At 62.6% G+C, this 13,461-nt stretch carries 14 protein-coding genes, 1 tRNA gene and 2 pseudogenes; 5 read left to right on the top strand and 12 right to left on the bottom strand.

The window, feature by feature from the left end; all coding sequences use genetic code 11:
• Positions 1–11 precede the first annotated feature (11 nt).
• From ACR2TX_RS20180 to tnpA, 9 genes and pseudogenes are all read right to left on the bottom strand, one after another.
• Entirely contained in the window at positions 12–1,076 is a 1,065-nt protein-coding gene (locus tag ACR2TX_RS20180) for a TIGR03752 family integrating conjugative element protein (protein ID WP_434130601.1), read from the bottom strand.
• Positions 1,054–1,867, bottom strand: a pseudogene (locus ACR2TX_RS20185) (DUF3438 family protein). Before ACR2TX_RS20185 ends, ACR2TX_RS20180 begins: the two are co-directional and overlap by 23 nt.
• Positions 1,864–2,532, bottom strand: coding sequence for a PFL_4703 family integrating conjugative element protein (locus ACR2TX_RS20190; protein ID WP_240502632.1), 669 nt, complete (start codon positions 2,530–2,532; stop codon positions 1,864–1,866). The pseudogene ACR2TX_RS20185 and the gene ACR2TX_RS20190 overlap by 4 nt, the downstream one beginning before the upstream one ends.
• Positions 2,533–2,539: 7 nt before the next feature.
• Entirely contained in the window at positions 2,540–2,944 is a 405-nt protein-coding gene (locus tag ACR2TX_RS20195) for a TIGR03750 family conjugal transfer protein (protein ID WP_077732175.1), read from the bottom strand.
• On the bottom strand, positions 2,944–3,309 hold the full coding sequence (locus ACR2TX_RS20200; RefSeq protein ID WP_347258670.1) for a TIGR03745 family integrating conjugative element membrane protein: 366 nt from the start codon (positions 3,307–3,309) through the stop codon (positions 2,944–2,946). Before ACR2TX_RS20200 ends, ACR2TX_RS20195 begins: the two co-directional genes overlap by 1 nt.
• 42 nt (positions 3,310–3,351) lie before the next feature.
• Positions 3,352–3,639, bottom strand: a complete 288-nt coding sequence (locus tag ACR2TX_RS20205) for an RAQPRD family integrative conjugative element protein (protein ID WP_086132875.1) — start codon at positions 3,637–3,639, stop codon at positions 3,352–3,354.
• A 193-nt stretch (positions 3,640–3,832) separates the two neighbouring features.
• Complete coding sequence (gene tnpC, locus ACR2TX_RS20210; protein ID WP_434130602.1) at positions 3,833–5,350, bottom strand: IS66 family transposase; 1,518 nt, start codon at positions 5,348–5,350, stop codon at positions 3,833–3,835.
• A gap of 23 nt (positions 5,351–5,373) precedes the next feature.
• On the bottom strand, positions 5,374–5,718 hold the full coding sequence (gene tnpB, locus ACR2TX_RS20215; RefSeq protein ID WP_077732713.1) for an IS66 family insertion sequence element accessory protein TnpB: 345 nt from the start codon (positions 5,716–5,718) through the stop codon (positions 5,374–5,376).
• A complete protein-coding gene (gene tnpA / locus ACR2TX_RS20220; protein ID WP_077732813.1) occupies positions 5,715–6,113 on the bottom strand; it encodes an IS66-like element accessory protein TnpA in 399 nt (132 codons plus the stop codon). Before tnpA ends, tnpB begins: the two co-directional genes overlap by 4 nt.
• A gap of 277 nt (positions 6,114–6,390) precedes the next feature.
• Here tnpA and ACR2TX_RS20225 point away from each other — a divergent pair, with 277 nt between their 5' ends.
• The 3 genes and pseudogenes from ACR2TX_RS20225 to ACR2TX_RS20235 all read left to right on the top strand — a co-directional run.
• Positions 6,391–7,317 carry a tyrosine-type recombinase/integrase gene (locus tag ACR2TX_RS20225; protein WP_434130603.1) on the top strand — a complete coding sequence of 309 codons (927 nt, stop codon included), beginning with the start codon at positions 6,391–6,393 and terminating at the stop codon, positions 7,315–7,317.
• A 55-nt stretch (positions 7,318–7,372) separates the two neighbouring features.
• Positions 7,373–7,446 (top strand) — tRNA-Leu (locus ACR2TX_RS20230).
• Positions 7,447–7,532: 86 nt separating this feature from the next.
• Positions 7,533–8,144: pseudogene (locus ACR2TX_RS20235) on the top strand (ParA family protein); the annotation flags it as partial.
• A gap of 193 nt (positions 8,145–8,337) precedes the next feature.
• Here the strand turns inward: ACR2TX_RS20235 and ACR2TX_RS20240 are convergent.
• Positions 8,338–9,186 carry a class I SAM-dependent methyltransferase gene (locus tag ACR2TX_RS20240; RefSeq protein WP_077732180.1) on the bottom strand — a complete coding sequence of 283 codons (849 nt, stop codon included), beginning with the start codon at positions 9,184–9,186 and terminating at the stop codon, positions 8,338–8,340.
• Between the two features lie 395 nt (positions 9,187–9,581).
• Here ACR2TX_RS20240 and ACR2TX_RS20245 point away from each other — a divergent pair, with 395 nt between their 5' ends.
• Complete coding sequence (locus ACR2TX_RS20245) at positions 9,582–10,052, top strand: hypothetical protein (RefSeq protein WP_434130604.1); 471 nt, start codon at positions 9,582–9,584, stop codon at positions 10,050–10,052.
• 647 nt (positions 10,053–10,699) lie between these two features.
• Here ACR2TX_RS20245 and ACR2TX_RS20250 read toward each other — a convergent pair.
• Both ACR2TX_RS20250 and ACR2TX_RS20255 read right to left on the bottom strand, forming a co-directional pair.
• Entirely contained in the window at positions 10,700–11,302 is a 603-nt protein-coding gene (locus ACR2TX_RS20250) for an alpha/beta fold hydrolase (protein ID WP_434130605.1), read from the bottom strand.
• A 130-nt stretch (positions 11,303–11,432) separates the two neighbouring features.
• On the bottom strand, positions 11,433–12,881 hold the full coding sequence (locus ACR2TX_RS20255; protein WP_434132526.1) for a PLP-dependent aminotransferase family protein: 1,449 nt from the start codon (positions 12,879–12,881) through the stop codon (positions 11,433–11,435).
• Positions 12,882–12,970: 89 nt separating this feature from the next.
• Here ACR2TX_RS20255 and ACR2TX_RS20260 point away from each other — a divergent pair, with 89 nt between their 5' ends.
• Entirely contained in the window at positions 12,971–13,426 is a 456-nt protein-coding gene (locus ACR2TX_RS20260; RefSeq protein WP_143735278.1) for a 2,4'-dihydroxyacetophenone dioxygenase family protein, read from the top strand.
• Positions 13,427–13,461: the final 35 nt, after the last annotated feature.

Consider the following 13,461-nt stretch of genomic DNA (forward strand, 5'->3'; position numbering starts at 1 on the left):
GCGCGCCCCGGTTACGCAGGGGATGCCGCGCCGGTCCGAGATCCAGCCGAGAGGCTTGGTGGCGCTGCCGGTGGCGGGGGCGGCGCGCCCTGGGCCTGGGCGCTCTGCTGCTCTTTCCGCTGCAGACTCTGATCATCGGAACTCAGGGTGCGGATCGTGCCGTCGTCGAACACGAACGTGATCGAATGCACGGTGCCCCGGACACACGAGAGCGCCCAGTCGCCGATCGCGGTCCCGGAAAAGATCATGCCGTCGACGCCCGGAATCTCGAGCCCGTTGGCGGCGAGGTTGTCGGAGCCCACGATCACCTTGAAGGGATACGGGTCCTCCACCTGGCCTTTGATCGGAATCCGCCCGATCAGCGCGGTCATGCCGGTGGAGCCGATCAGGGTGGCGTTCCGCGGCACCGTGTAGGCCGGTTCCGGCGCAGCGGCGGGATGGGCGGCACCCCCGCCGGGCCCGGCATGGTCCAGGAGGGGGTTTTCGCCGACGCCGTGCAGCAGGCTTCCACCCGAACGGGCCGCCTCGGCGGTCGCGGTGGCGGTCCGGGACACGGCGTCGCCGGCGCGTTTGACCAGGCTGGACCCGAGCGGATCGACCCACACCACCGCGGCGTTCAGGGCGGCCGGATCGAGGTCGACCGCCGCACCGTCCGACGGGTCGGACGAGCCCGGCGGCGCGACCAGTCCCAGGCGGTTGGAGAGATCGTCGAGGCGGGATGACAGGCGGGTGTATTCATCGTTGCGCTGTGCGGCCTGGTCCCGGCGAACCGCCGCCGTGACCTCGTTCGTGACTTGGGTCGCGATGTCGTTGCACTGCTTCAGGAGTTCCGCGTTCTCGCGCCGAAGCTGCGCCATCTCCGACTTGGCCGAGGCGACCTGGGCGGTCAGCGCGCGGATGGTATCCGCCGGAGAATCGGCATCCGGCGCGGGTGCCTTCGGCACCTCGGCGACCGGAAGCTCGGACTCGGCTGTCGCCGCCTTTTTGCCGCACGAGCGGAGTCCCGCGAAGAGCGCAAGCGCCAGCGCGAACGTGCCGAGAATCGGCAGGAGCTTATTGCCGCCCATCGAGCGCATCCTCGAACGGCCGGCTGGACACGAGATAGGCGGCCGTCACGTCCCGTTCGTCGCCTTTGGGGTAGAGCCTCGCGTGTTGGAAGGTGCAGGCGAGCCAGGCGCCCCGGAGCGTTCGGGGATCGAGAATCACGTCCTCGAACGTTCAGCAGGCGCTCTGGGGCGTAGAGATGCTGCGCCGCCATCCGGGTCAGGGTGACGTAGTCCGTCCCGGCGGACCGGTTTTCGGCAACGTCCGTCGCTGCCGCATCCACCGGCGCGGCGGAGGGCTTCCCTTCCGGAATCGACACTTCGATGGGGCTGGTATCGGCTATCTGTTCCGAGGCCGAGAGATCCAGGAGGTAGGTGTTGCCCGTGCCCAAGGCCTCGATCCGCACTCGTTGCGGTCCGAACGGCTTGAGCGCCGTCCAATAGATGGTCCCGTCATTGAGGATCTGGGTCCTGAGGACATCGGGGGTCGGTGTCGGCGGCAGCCCCGCCCGCACCGCGACCGGAAACGACACCAGGCGCTCCTGCCCGACCGGGAGGGTGATCTGGAGCGGCAGTTTGTGCCAGGTCAGCCGCTCGATCGGAAGCGCGCCGGGTGCTGCCTCGGGCTCGACGTCGAGCCCGAGGCCCGGCGGGATGTCGGAACCCGGGTTGGTGAACGCGGTTTCCGGCACCGAAGCCGATGCGGAGAGCGCGTGGACACCGCTCTCCCCCTCCGTGTCGGCAGACGCGCCGACCGGCTCCTCCGCACGGGTCGCGACGGTCAACAGCAGAAGGGTGGACAGAACGACGAGATGCGGATTCATGAGCCGAGTTTGAATATCGGGGGTAAGGCCGGCCGTGACGTCTCGCTGCCCTCGATTCGTTCGGGCGGACTCGCGAAACAATCAAGGGCCAGGCCAAACGGGTTGACCTCGGGGCTGACGTCGTATGCCACCACCCGGATGGGGTAGCGGATGTCGACCGTCTTCACCGGCATCCCACGAACATGCTCCTCGATCCGGAAGTCGATCCGCGCGATCCAGACGCCATTCCCCTTGACCTCGACGCTGGATTCCTCGTAAGTATGGCCCGGCACGTCGTGGATGGCGCGTTTTCGGTCCGTCAGTTCGCCACGTTTGGCGCGGGCCTCGAGATCGCTCCTCAGTTCGTCCTGGCAGGCGGGTGTCAGATAGTTCTGAGCTTTGAAGAGCACGAGGCCATAGTCCTCCTCGCCGTTTCGCGGCCAGTAATTGAGCAGCTGAAAGATGTATCGGGCGAAGCCGTAGATATGCTCCGGCCTCGGATCGTCCCGATGGATCATGCCACCCGATCGGAGGTCCGGCGGAAGGAAGAGGCGCGCGTCCTTCTTCGCGTCCTCCCAGCCGTGCCAAAGGACAAGGATGACGACGAACAGCCCTGCGATCACTGCGCGCAGCGTGTTGATATGGGACCTAAGGTTCTCGTTTTCGGCGCGGTAACGCAGTCCCATGTCCGTTTCAATCGCGGAGGGCGTCGCGGCCAAGACTCATTTGGTACGAGCCGTCCGGAAACCGAAACCGGGCGGACTCTCCCCGGAAATTGAACTGACAGCGGACGAAACCGAGGTCCGCCAGGAAAAGATGCACCCGCTGTTGAAGATAGAAGTGCGGGCGGCCACGTTTCAGCCGCTGATAGAGCCCCGCCCCGAAATAGACGAAGGCGATCGCGCCGATCATGGCGACCCCGAGGGCCATCGCGAGACGCCCCAGGATCAGGCCGATGACCACGCTCGGCGGAAACAGCAAGGCCGCCGCCAGCTTGATGGCCGTACCCAACTCCGAATCGGCATACCCCCGGAAGATGACCGGCTCCTCGTTGAGCCGATCCCCGAGAATATCGGGTGTCTCGGATGAGCCGGCCATCAGATGACACCCGCGGCTTCGCCCGGCAGATAGGACACGAACAGGAAAATGGCGGCGCCGGCCACCGCTCCGAGGCCCAGTTCGCCCCACTCTTTTCGGCCCTGCCGAACCTGATTGAGATCGGCGAGAACATGCCAGGAGAGCCAGAGAAAGCCGGCCACCGCCAGGAACAATCCGATGACGATCCCGCCATCCTTGATGTAGCCCTTGATGAGATTGAGCCAGTCGCCCGCGGCCGGTGAAGTCGTCGGCGGCACGGGCGTCGGCAGCGCGGCGAAGGCGGTGTCCGCCAGGATCAAGGAGGCAAGCATGACCGATCGTGCTCGCCGAACGGTGTGTTTGAGGGTGCGTTTCACATGCGTCATGAGCTTTTTCCGATAGCGATCACAGTGACATGATTCACCGGCTCAGCGCCGGTAATCGCCCTTGAGCGGTGGAAACTCTCTCGGCGTCGTGCGTGGTGCTTCGATGTGTTCACGGATGCCGAGTTTGACGTGCTCGATGTCCTGGCGAAGCCAGCCATAATGGAATCTGACCCGCGACTCCGGATTGGCTTGGGTTTCGGCTTCGGCGATCAGGGGCGCCAGGGCGTCCAACTCATGGATCAGGCGGGCGAGCGCGGCCCGCTCGCCGTCGTCATCGGCACGGGCGGCAGTCGTGAAACAACAGAAAAGCGCCAGCAGCGCATTACGCATAGAGGGTCTCCGAGTTGCTCGGCGGCGAGTGTGCCCAAGGCGGCACGCAAAGTGCGAACAAAAGCCCTTGTATGCTCTAAAAAGGGTTTTACGGATGGCTTGACCATCAGTCGAACCTCCCGTCGAACCCGATTAAAATGAAATGAATTGGCGGGATTAACGTAAGCGTCCGAGCCTTACCGTGTTGACGGCGTCAAGCCGCGATGGGCTGGGTCAGTTCCGTCACCTGATCGGCCAGGTTCCAGGGTAGGAACTCGTCGATTCGATTGACGGGATGCTCGGCGATGCGGGCCAGCACGGTCCGGAGGTACGCCTCCGGATCGAGGCCGTTGAGCTTGGCCGTGCCAATCAGGGTGTAGATCGCCGCCGCTCGCTGGCCGCCGGCGTCGGAGCCGGCGAATAGATAGTTCTTCCGGCCGAGCGCCACCACCCGCAACGCGCGTTCCGCGGCATTGTTGTCGATCTCCAGACGACCGTCATCGCGATAGCGGGTCAGCGCCGGCCAGCGGGTCAGGGCATAGCGGATCGCCTCGGCTAGCGCCGACTTTTTCGAGACCTGTGTCAGCGTGGTGTGCAGCCAGGTCTGAAGCGCCGCGAGGAGCGGACCCGCGCGGGCTTGCCGCGCTGCGGCACGGGCCTCCGGCGGCTGGCCCCGGATCTCGGCTTCGATCGTATAGAGCGCGCCGATACGCTGGAGCACCTCGGCCGCCAAGGGACTCCTGTGGGCCTTGTGGAGCTCGTAGAACTTGCGCCGGACGTGCGCCCAACAGGCCACTTCCTGCACGCGACCGGTGTCGTACAGCCCGTTGAATCCCGCATAGCCATCCGCCTGCAGGGCGCCTTCGAAGTCCTTGAGATGCGTCCTGGGATGCTGGCCTTGGCGGTCCGGCGCGTAGGCGAACCACACCGCGGGCGGCGTGAGATCACCGGCCGGGCGGTCGTCCCGGACATAGGTCCACAGCCGACCGGTCTTCGTGCGCCCCTGACCGGGCGCGAGCACCGGGACCGGGGTATCGTCGGCATGGAGTTTGTCGCCGGCGAGCACATGCCGGCGGATTGCCGCGACCAACGGCCGGAGGAGGCCCGCGGCTTCCCCGACCCAATCGGTCAAGGTGGACCGGGACAGGTCCACGCCTTCGCGGGCGTAGATGGCCGACTGGCGGTACAGCGGCAGATGATCGCCGTATTTCGAGACGAGTACATGGGCCAGGAGCCCAGGACCCGCCAAGCCTTGGGCGATGGGCCGGCTCGGCGCCGACGCCTGGACGATGCGGTCGCAGCGGGCGCAGGCACACTTGGGGCGGACGTGGCGGATCACCCGGAAGCGGGCCGGGACGTACTCCAGGATTTCGGCGACCTCCTCGCCCAAGGGCTTCAAGGGACCGCCACAGTCGGGGCACTCGGCCAAGCCGGGGGCATGGACCTGAGTTTCGCGGGGCAGATGATCGGGCAGTGACCGGGGCGTTCTTACCCGGCGCTCGGCTGCGCGCGGTTCGACGATCGCCGCGAGTTCCGCATCGCCCGTTTCGAGTTCCTCCAGCTGAAGTTCCAATTGATCGAGGAGCCCGGCCATTTTTTCGGAGCGGCGCCCGAACTGTTGGCGGCGGAGCTTGGCGACGAGGAGTTTCAGGTGGGCGATTTCGACGCGCTGGGCTTCAATCAGCGTCTTGAGGGCGGGAATCTCATCGGGAAGCACGTCGGGGTTGGTCATGCCCCGATTATACCCGCCCTCCGTCAGGCGGCGTGAGAAGGCGCGGTGCGGATCGGGCGGCGCCAGTCGATGCCTTCCAGCAGCATCGACAACTGGGCGGGGGTGAGGGATACCGTGCCGCCCGTCGCCTGCGGCCAGACGAAGCGGCCCCGCTCCAGCCGCTTGGCGAACAGGCAGAGCCCATCGCCGTCCCACCAGAGTAGTTTGATCCGGTCGCCGCGTCGCCCGCGAAAGGCAAAAATGTGTCCGGAGAAGGGCTCGGCTTGGAGCTGGGTCTGGACCAGGGCGGCCAAGCCATCGAAGCCGCGGCGCAGATCGGTCACCCCGGCAGCGATCCAGATGCGGGTGCCGGACGGAGGCGCGATCATGGGCCCTTGAGACTCGCGAGGACGGTGCGCAAGGTCGCCGCATCGACGGAACCTTTCACCTGAACCCGCGTACCCCCGAGTTCGATGGTGATGGTGCCCGGTGGAGCGGATACCGTGGCTTCACGCGCTGGCGCGGCCAATGCGGGCGTCATCGCCACCGGTAATAAGGTCGGCCCCGGCGGACCGGCCGGGGCGTTCCGGTCCTTAAGGTAGTGTCGGCGCCATTTGAACAGTTGATTGGCGTTGATCCGATGCGCCAGCGCAATCCCCGCGACCGAGGCGCCCGGCTGTAGGGTCCGCTCCACCAGTTCGCGCTTGAACTCAGGCGCAAACCGCCGCCGGCCCAAGGTATCCATCGCCACCACGCCCGTTGTGAAGTCAGCATCGTGAGTCATCAGTGCGTCCACCTCAAGAGTGCGCGGACACCCCATGCGTCCGCTCGCACCAGTGTCGCCTGAGTCTCTCAACCCGTCGAGACGGTGCTCGGCGGACGCTTACGGATTAACCTCATTCCCGCAACATCGAAGACTTGGGCTGCAAAGCCGTCCGTCCGACCCAGACTGCGTCCACGGCGCCAACGGGTCCGCGACCATCTACTCAACCTAAATGTACGCAGCCATTGGGCAAATGCCGCACCAAGGCTAGCGAATTGCCGTAAATGGGAGGAACTCCATGCGCGAGGAGACTGAAGCGCCTACTACATTGTCCGCTTTGGTGGAAGCCTATTGCCGGGAAGTCGTCTTGAGCCCGGGATCGATCCGCAACTACCGCATCACCGCCCGCGTATTCAAGCGGGATACAGGCGTCGATGAATTAAGCAAGATTGACAAGAATCTCGTCATCGCGTGGCGGGACACTGTCCTTCAGCGGGTCACTGTGGTGACGTGGAACAGTTATCTTACATACCTCAGAATCGCATTCTCCTTTGCGGTTCGCTCGGGATGGATCGAGCATAACCCGTTTCAATACGTCAAACAGCTTGGAGCCTGGAAGAAGCGCAAAAAGACAGTGCCCGATGAGGTAACGCGCCGAGCCATCCGTTTGCTGCAAGAACCCGACGAGCCGATCAAACCGGGCTGGTTTTGGGTTATCGTTGTTCGCCTTCTTTTCTTTACCGGCATGCGTGCCCGGCAATTGACTGCCCTACGTTGGAACCACATCGACTTCACACACAAGACCATGCTGTTGGCAGTCGAAGGCAGCAAGACGAAACGCGAGTGGATCATCCCGATCCCGCCAGACTGTGTGGACGATTTACTGTATCTTCGCAACCGAACGCTCAGAGTCAATCCAAGCGCAGTAACGCTCCGTCACCAGGTGTTTCGAATTCAACTTTTTAACCGGGACGACAAGGGCCAGGAATTAACAACAGACCAGGTAAGCGGTTTTTTTAGGCACCTATCCGAGACCTTGGGCGCACGCATTACATCGCGACGTCTGCGCCATACGATGGCGACGAAACTCGCTCAAGGTCAGCAACCGTACCTTAAGTCACTTCAATTTCTCCTGGGTCATACCTGTCTGCGAACGACCTTGGAGTATGTCGAGCCGGAAATGGGGCAGCTGCGATCCGTGCTGTCCAGGCTCCGCCTGGATTAGGGGATTTGCCACATCTTGCAAGTCCTAAACAGATCTGGTAAAGGTTTTGATACTAGCCGGAAGTCAAAAGGGACCATTGACACATTCGTAATGTGCGGGTCGTAGGTTCAAATCCTATCACCGGCTCCACGCCTTACAGGCGCGAGCGCTCTGTTTCTTCGGTTCATCATCGTCCCCGGGACTCCATCCCCGGGTAACATGCCGGAGAGGGCGCCATGGCCATCTGTATCACCATCACCAGCACCAAGGGCGGCGTCGGCAAGACCACGCTGACCGCCAATCTCGGCGCCTATCTCGCCGATCTCGGCCAGACCGCCCTCCTCGTCGACGCCGATCCCCAACCGACCCTCTCCAGCTTTTTTCCGCTCCGATACCGCGCTTCGGGCGGTCTCACCCGGCTGATGGTCGAGGCGGCCTGCGAGGACGTGGTCAGCCAGACCACCCTCGACCGCCTCGATCTCGTCTATTCCGACGATCCGGACGGCAAGCTCCGCGACTGGATCCGCGACGCCGTCGACGGGCGGGTGCGTCTCAAGCACCTCCTCGGCCGTCCGCCGTTTGCCCAGTACGATATCATCCTGATCGACACCCAGGGCGCGGTCGGTCCTCTCCAGGACGCCGCGGTCGCCGCCGCCGATATCCTCCTCTCCCCCATCCCGCCGGAAATCCTCTCGGCCCGCGAGTTCGTCCGCGGCACCGTCACCATGCTGGAACGGCTACGGCCCATGGCGTTCCTCGGCGCCCCCATCGGTCCCTTGCGCGGTGTCCTTTACCGCCTGGACCGCTCGCGCGATGCCCGGCGTTTCGCCGCCGCCCTCGGGCTCGAACCGCTGATCCCTGCCTCCGCGTAGCCGTAGGGTCGGATGTTTGATCGGAGTCTGCGCGGCTAGCGCAGGTGGAGATCAAACATAAGGCAACCGACACCGTGTCAAGTCATTGTGGATCCAGGTCCCGATCCCACTATTGGGTCGGGACCGGTCGAACGCGGGCCGCCGAAGGCAATACTCGTCGCCAATTTTTTTACTCCTTTTGGTGACTTGGATGTCCCAAAAGGTTTCGCAAAAATGGCGACGCAATCGGCTTTTCCGCTTCGAACAGTATGGCTTGCATCGGATAGCGCGTGGGATTTGAGCCATATTCTTTTATCAGCGCCTCCGTCAACGCCTCGGAGATCTCCTCGGGATCGACACCGCCGCGATCTCGTATTTCTGTGATAACCGGAGTGAACACAAGTGCCCGCGCGAACGCCGCCACGTCCAGAATATCGTGTTCCTTTCGCTCGACCGAGATGACGATTCGATCAAAGCCGGCGCGAATCAGCTTTTCTTTGATCGGATCGATTTGATGGCAGGCAACGGGATCGAAGAGGAAACGAGGTGTATCCGACGGAAAGAATTGTTTCAGCACCTCAAAGCTCAAGCTGGCGAATGGATTGTAATGCTCCGAGTCCCAGACGCGGAGCAAGTACCGCCCTCCGCGCCTCAATGTCCGGTATGCCTCGCGAAACCCCGCCTCTTTATCGAAGAACATGACCCCAAACTGGCAGACCACCGCATCGAACGCCTCATCGTCGAACGGCAGCGCCGTGGCATCCGCGACTTGGAACGCGACCTGCTCGTGAGGGAGAAACTTTTTGCGGGCGGCCTCCATCATGGAATCGCTGATATCGATCGCGGTCAATCGCACGTCCTTGGCAAGCTCATTACACAAGTGCCGGGTCACGATTCCCGTGCCCGCGGCGATTTCGAGCACGTCACGGACTGATCTTTCCGCTACGCGTCGTGCGGTGTCGGCTCCATAGTGCTCGAAAAGCACGGGTCCGAGATCCTGATCGTAAGGGGTGACGACATCACCTTCATAACCTGCCATAGATCACTCTCTAGAAAATACAACGAAAGGACAAAAAGCGAGTTCAATCGCCCATCTCAGTAGATAAGCGAATACTGATAGTACTACATGTCCTACGACAGGGTGGTTTTCTGGACACAGACGGCCTAAAGCAGTCGTTCGTGGGGGCTGGTATTTTTCAGACTGAATGACTGCTGAGGCCGACAATTGGCGGTCATCGCCGTGAACCGTCGACGGACCGAAATCTTGAAGAGCGCTGGCCGTGTCCAGCGTGTGAATTAATTAACAGCCTGAATGGACTTATCGCCTCATCATAGCAACCGCCTCGATTTGAGGCAGATCTTACGGTTTGGCCGGTGACATTTACGGTCGGCGGCTCAAACCGCCCTCTCTCATCAACTTAGGAGGATATTCGCATGAAGCACCTGAACAAGTCCCTATTGGGAGCCATTGGGCTCGGACTGGGGCTGCAGACCGTCGCAGACGCCGCGCAAACGCCCAACTTCTACGAGTGCACCGGCCGGCACGTCAGCCTTACCCTGGTGGTGGGCAGCCAGGCGGAAGTTGGCATTCTCCCACCGCAAACGACCCTCAATCTGCAATTGGGCGAAAAAAGCTATCGCTTTCAGGAATCGGACATCGTCACCGAGTCAACCCTGATTGGCGATCTTTGGGAGGTGGTGTTGGAACACATACCGGACCTCCACATTAAACATGCGTCCGTGGTGATTCCATCCGTCTCGTTGGGAGAGTCGCCGGTCACCTTCAAGAGCCAGCTTGTCCTGACCACGGTGAACACGCCGTTCATCCCCACGCCCTTTGAGGGGGTGGTCAATCCTTCCAAATACATCGATCTCGCCTGCACGGCTTCGATGGTTTATTTTTAGGCTGGCTTGCGTCCGAGCGGCGATAGGCGTTCCGGCATCGAGCGGTTGTTGTCGGAGGCCGCGTTCGAGCCGCTGAGTCTCGACCCGAGGCCATCCGCGGTTCGGCGAGACAATCGAGATTCAGGCCCGAAATCGCGCGCTGTAAAGTGGCGGCACCGGTCGATGATCCGACTGGATAAACCGGATGACGCCTCGCCGCCATTCGGCAAAAACGTCACGGGCAGCGCCTCGTTTGGGGCTGCCCGTGAATCCGCGAGCACCGAAGTCCGTCCGGAACCCGAACGTTCGGCGGCAGCCTGGTCCGTCTTGGACTCGCCGGTGTTTTTCCGATCCTTTACCTCGACGCTTTGCTGTTTCAATGTTGAATGACGGCCAAGAACGAGCTCCGGAAGTTTGTTTTCGAGTGGGTGGTTTTCGGTCTAATCGGCCATTCACGCTGACCAATACCGGCCTTTCGCCAATGGCGGCTTTGTTCAGAATCGAAAAGCATACAGGATTAGGAGCCGCTATTCGCCCGATCGCTTAGCACGAGGTCGTCTTACGGCATAACCGTCCTGAATTAAGCCGCCCCGCGAAGCGGCGTCGGCATGAATGAATAGTTAGGTACCATCCGAACTCACCTCTGTCCGCTGGAGATTAGCCAACTGCTACTGGAGGAACTTGAGCAGCCGCTGAGTCACGAGTTCGGTCTCCGCAGCCACGATGTCATGCCCCGCTCTGGGAACGAGTATCGTCTCGACATGCGGCATGAGCGACTCGACGCGCTCGATTGCTTCGTGAGGGTCGGCCGTTGCTCCGTCGCACTCGCCAAGGATATCGAGCGTCGGTACCTCAATTCGCTGTAAATCCTCGTCGGACATCACTGCCGCCCGCACTGGAGGGAACATCGTGCCGTAGCTCTCCCGCACGAGTAGTATTTCGTCAATTCTCCGATCAAACTCCTCGGGATACTTGACCGCGATGCTTGGCATGATCCAGCGACAATACTCCTCAAGCGACTCCCGCCGCCCATCTGCAACGGACATCAGGCGTGCAACGAACTCCTGCGGGATGGGCGCGCCAATCATGACGGGTGCGATCCAAACGAGCTTACTCACCCGTTGAGGTGCATGCAGTGCGTACTCGGCTGAAGCGTAGCAGCCGTACGATTGCCCCGCCATTGGGATGCCATTGGTCAAGCCTAGCCCGTCGAGTACGGCATCAAGCCACAGCCGAAGATCGTCGACGCCGCGCACCGGGCGCGTTGGCACACTACGGCCCTCGTCATGGATGGCGTCGAGTGCCTATATGCGAAAACTTGTGACGAGCGGCTGGCGGGACCTAGCAAGACCATTTCGGTCGGTGGTTTCCCCGCTTCGAAAACGAGATGGCCAAAAGCAGTCATTCGAAGCGGCTCATGATCCGCGCCAGTCGCTCAATTGCGGCACCGATCCGGTCCGACCGGATCATTCCGTAGCCTAAAACCACGCCGTTAGGTGCCGGCTTTTCGACCGAGTATCGCTCGAGGGCATAAAGGCGGATGCCATCCGCCGCCGCTTCCCTGACCAATTCGGTGGCCGGAATCTCCCGGCTCAGCTTCACCGCCAGGTGCAGGCCCACCGCATCCCCTATTGGCTGCAACCGATCGCCGCCGTGCTGCGACAAGGCATGAAGCAGCACCGCGCGCCGCTCTGCGTAGATCTTGCCCATCTTGCGCACATGGCGAGCCAGATGGCCCTCGTCGATGAAGGCCGCCAGGGTGTCCTGAGACGGCGTCGGACAATGCCAGTCGGCACGAGCCTTGGCAGCGACGAGTACATCCCGCGCCCAGGGCGGAGCCACCACGAACCCGAGGCGCAGCTCCGGGAACAGGCTCTTGGAGAAGGTCCCGACATAGCAAACCGAGCCGCTTCGGTCGAGCGTCTGCAATGCATCCAATGGCCGGCCACCCAGGCGAAACTCGCCGTCGTAATCGTCTTCCACCACTACGGCGCCCCTTTCCTGCGCGAATTCGAGCAGGGCAACTCGGCGCTTCGCGGACAAGGTGATGCCCAGGGGAAACTGGTGGGAGGGTGTGACGCAGATCACCCCGGCATCGGCCGGCAGGCAATCGATCCTCAGCCCTTCCTCATCAACCGGGATGGCGGCGATTCTGGCACCAGCGGCGGTAAAGGCATCCCGCAGCGGCGGATAGCCCGGTTCTTCGACCGCGACCACGGTTCGGCCCGGCGTGACCAGGATGCGGGCCAGCAGGTCAAATGCCTGCTGGGCGCCCGCCGTGACCACGATTTGTTCCGGCGAACAGGAAACCGCCCGGGCGAAGGAGACGTGTTTGGCGATCGCCGCGCGCAGCGCCGGCCAGCCCTGCGGGTGGTCGTAGACTGCCGGCGTCTTCGACCAGGCTCTCAGTGCCCTGGCGGACAGGCGCCGCCAGACCGGAAAGGAAAACGCCGATTTGTCGGGCAGCCCGAGCCTGAAGTCGAAATGGCAGGATTCGACGCCCGCAGGCAGCACCGGCTGAGCCCGGTGCCAGGCTTCGTTCAAACGGCCGTCCGCCCCGGGTTCGCTGGACAGATGATGAGCCGGGCGCGGCGAGATGTCGGCCACATAGGTACCGGAACCCGACCGAACGGTCAGATAGCCCTCGCTCAACAATAGCTCGTACGCCGCTACCGCGGTATTGCGCGACACACCGATCGCTGCGGCAAATGCCCGGGTCGAAGGCAGTCGCGTACCGGACTGGAGCCGTCCGTCGAGGATCGCCTCCCGCAGCTGGCAATACACGGAGCGCAGCAGTTCTCGGGAACCCTTGCGCGGCAGGGTGATGGGTAATTCGAAAAGTGGCTCCATGATTTTTGTCATTTGTGGTCCTTTTCCGCTATTACTCGCCGCCTTATTGTGTCCGTACCGTCAGTCACTATTTGGCAAAGGAGCATCTTATGTTAGCAACCGAACCGTTCATCCCGGCAGCCGCGGGCAACCATCAGCTGCCGTGGATTTCAGTGGGCCACGGTATTTCCAAGAAGCTGCTGGCCCTGTTTCCCGAGCGCGGCGAATGGGTCACGCTGCTGCGCCTGGAGCCGGGAGCACGCATCCCCCTGCATCGGCATCAGGGCGAGGTTCACGGCTACCTCCTCAGCGGATGCCGGCGCCTCGATCCGGAGGGACGACTGCTGGGTCCCGGCGATTACGAGTACGAGCCGGCCGGTCATGTCGACACCTGGACTGCCGAGGGCGATGCCCCCTTCGTGAGTCTGTTTTTCGTGCGCGGCGCGGTCGAGTACCTCGACTTGGACGGCTCCGTCCTGCGCCGGGAAACGGCCGCCACCAATGCCGAGGAATACCACCGCGCCTGCTCCGAGCAGGGCTTCGTCCCGCTCGATCTATGTCGTTGATCGCGGGGGTAACGTTCTCGAGAACAGGAGTGCCG

It is taken from the genome of Methylocaldum sp. GT1BB, assembly GCF_051027545.1.
In the GTDB taxonomy this organism is placed as follows: domain Bacteria; phylum Pseudomonadota; class Gammaproteobacteria; order Methylococcales; family Methylococcaceae; genus Methylocaldum.

Excerpts from the sequence above, each read along its gene's own strand:
- ACR2TX_RS20180 (WP_434130601.1), bottom strand. The coding sequence starts at position 1,076 with ATGCGCTCGATGGGCGGCAATAAGCTCCTGCCGATTCTCGGCACGTTC.
- ACR2TX_RS20190 (WP_240502632.1), bottom strand. The coding sequence starts at position 2,532 with ATGGGACTGCGTTACCGCGCCGAAAACGAGAACCTTAGGTCCCATATC.
- ACR2TX_RS20195 (WP_077732175.1), bottom strand. The coding sequence starts at position 2,944 with ATGGCCGGCTCATCCGAGACACCCGATATTCTCGGGGATCGGCTCAAC.
- ACR2TX_RS20200 (WP_347258670.1), bottom strand. The coding sequence starts at position 3,309 with ATGACGCATGTGAAACGCACCCTCAAACACACCGTTCGGCGAGCACGA.
- ACR2TX_RS20205 (WP_086132875.1), bottom strand. The coding sequence starts at position 3,639 with ATGCGTAATGCGCTGCTGGCGCTTTTCTGTTGTTTCACGACTGCCGCC.
- tnpC (WP_434130602.1), bottom strand. The coding sequence starts at position 5,350 with ATGACCAACCCCGACGTGCTTCCCGATGAGATTCCCGCCCTCAAGACG.
- tnpB (WP_077732713.1), bottom strand. The coding sequence starts at position 5,718 with ATGATCGCGCCTCCGTCCGGCACCCGCATCTGGATCGCTGCCGGGGTG.
- tnpA (WP_077732813.1), bottom strand. The coding sequence starts at position 6,113 with ATGACTCACGATGCTGACTTCACAACGGGCGTGGTGGCGATGGATACC.
- ACR2TX_RS20225 (WP_434130603.1), top strand. The coding sequence starts at position 6,391 with ATGCGCGAGGAGACTGAAGCGCCTACTACATTGTCCGCTTTGGTGGAA.
- ACR2TX_RS20240 (WP_077732180.1), bottom strand. The coding sequence starts at position 9,186 with ATGGCAGGTTATGAAGGTGATGTCGTCACCCCTTACGATCAGGATCTC.
- ACR2TX_RS20245 (WP_434130604.1), top strand. The coding sequence starts at position 9,582 with ATGAAGCACCTGAACAAGTCCCTATTGGGAGCCATTGGGCTCGGACTG.
- ACR2TX_RS20255 (WP_434132526.1), bottom strand. The coding sequence starts at position 12,881 with ATGGAGCCACTTTTCGAATTACCCATCACCCTGCCGCGCAAGGGTTCC.
- ACR2TX_RS20260 (WP_143735278.1), top strand. The coding sequence starts at position 12,971 with ATGTTAGCAACCGAACCGTTCATCCCGGCAGCCGCGGGCAACCATCAG.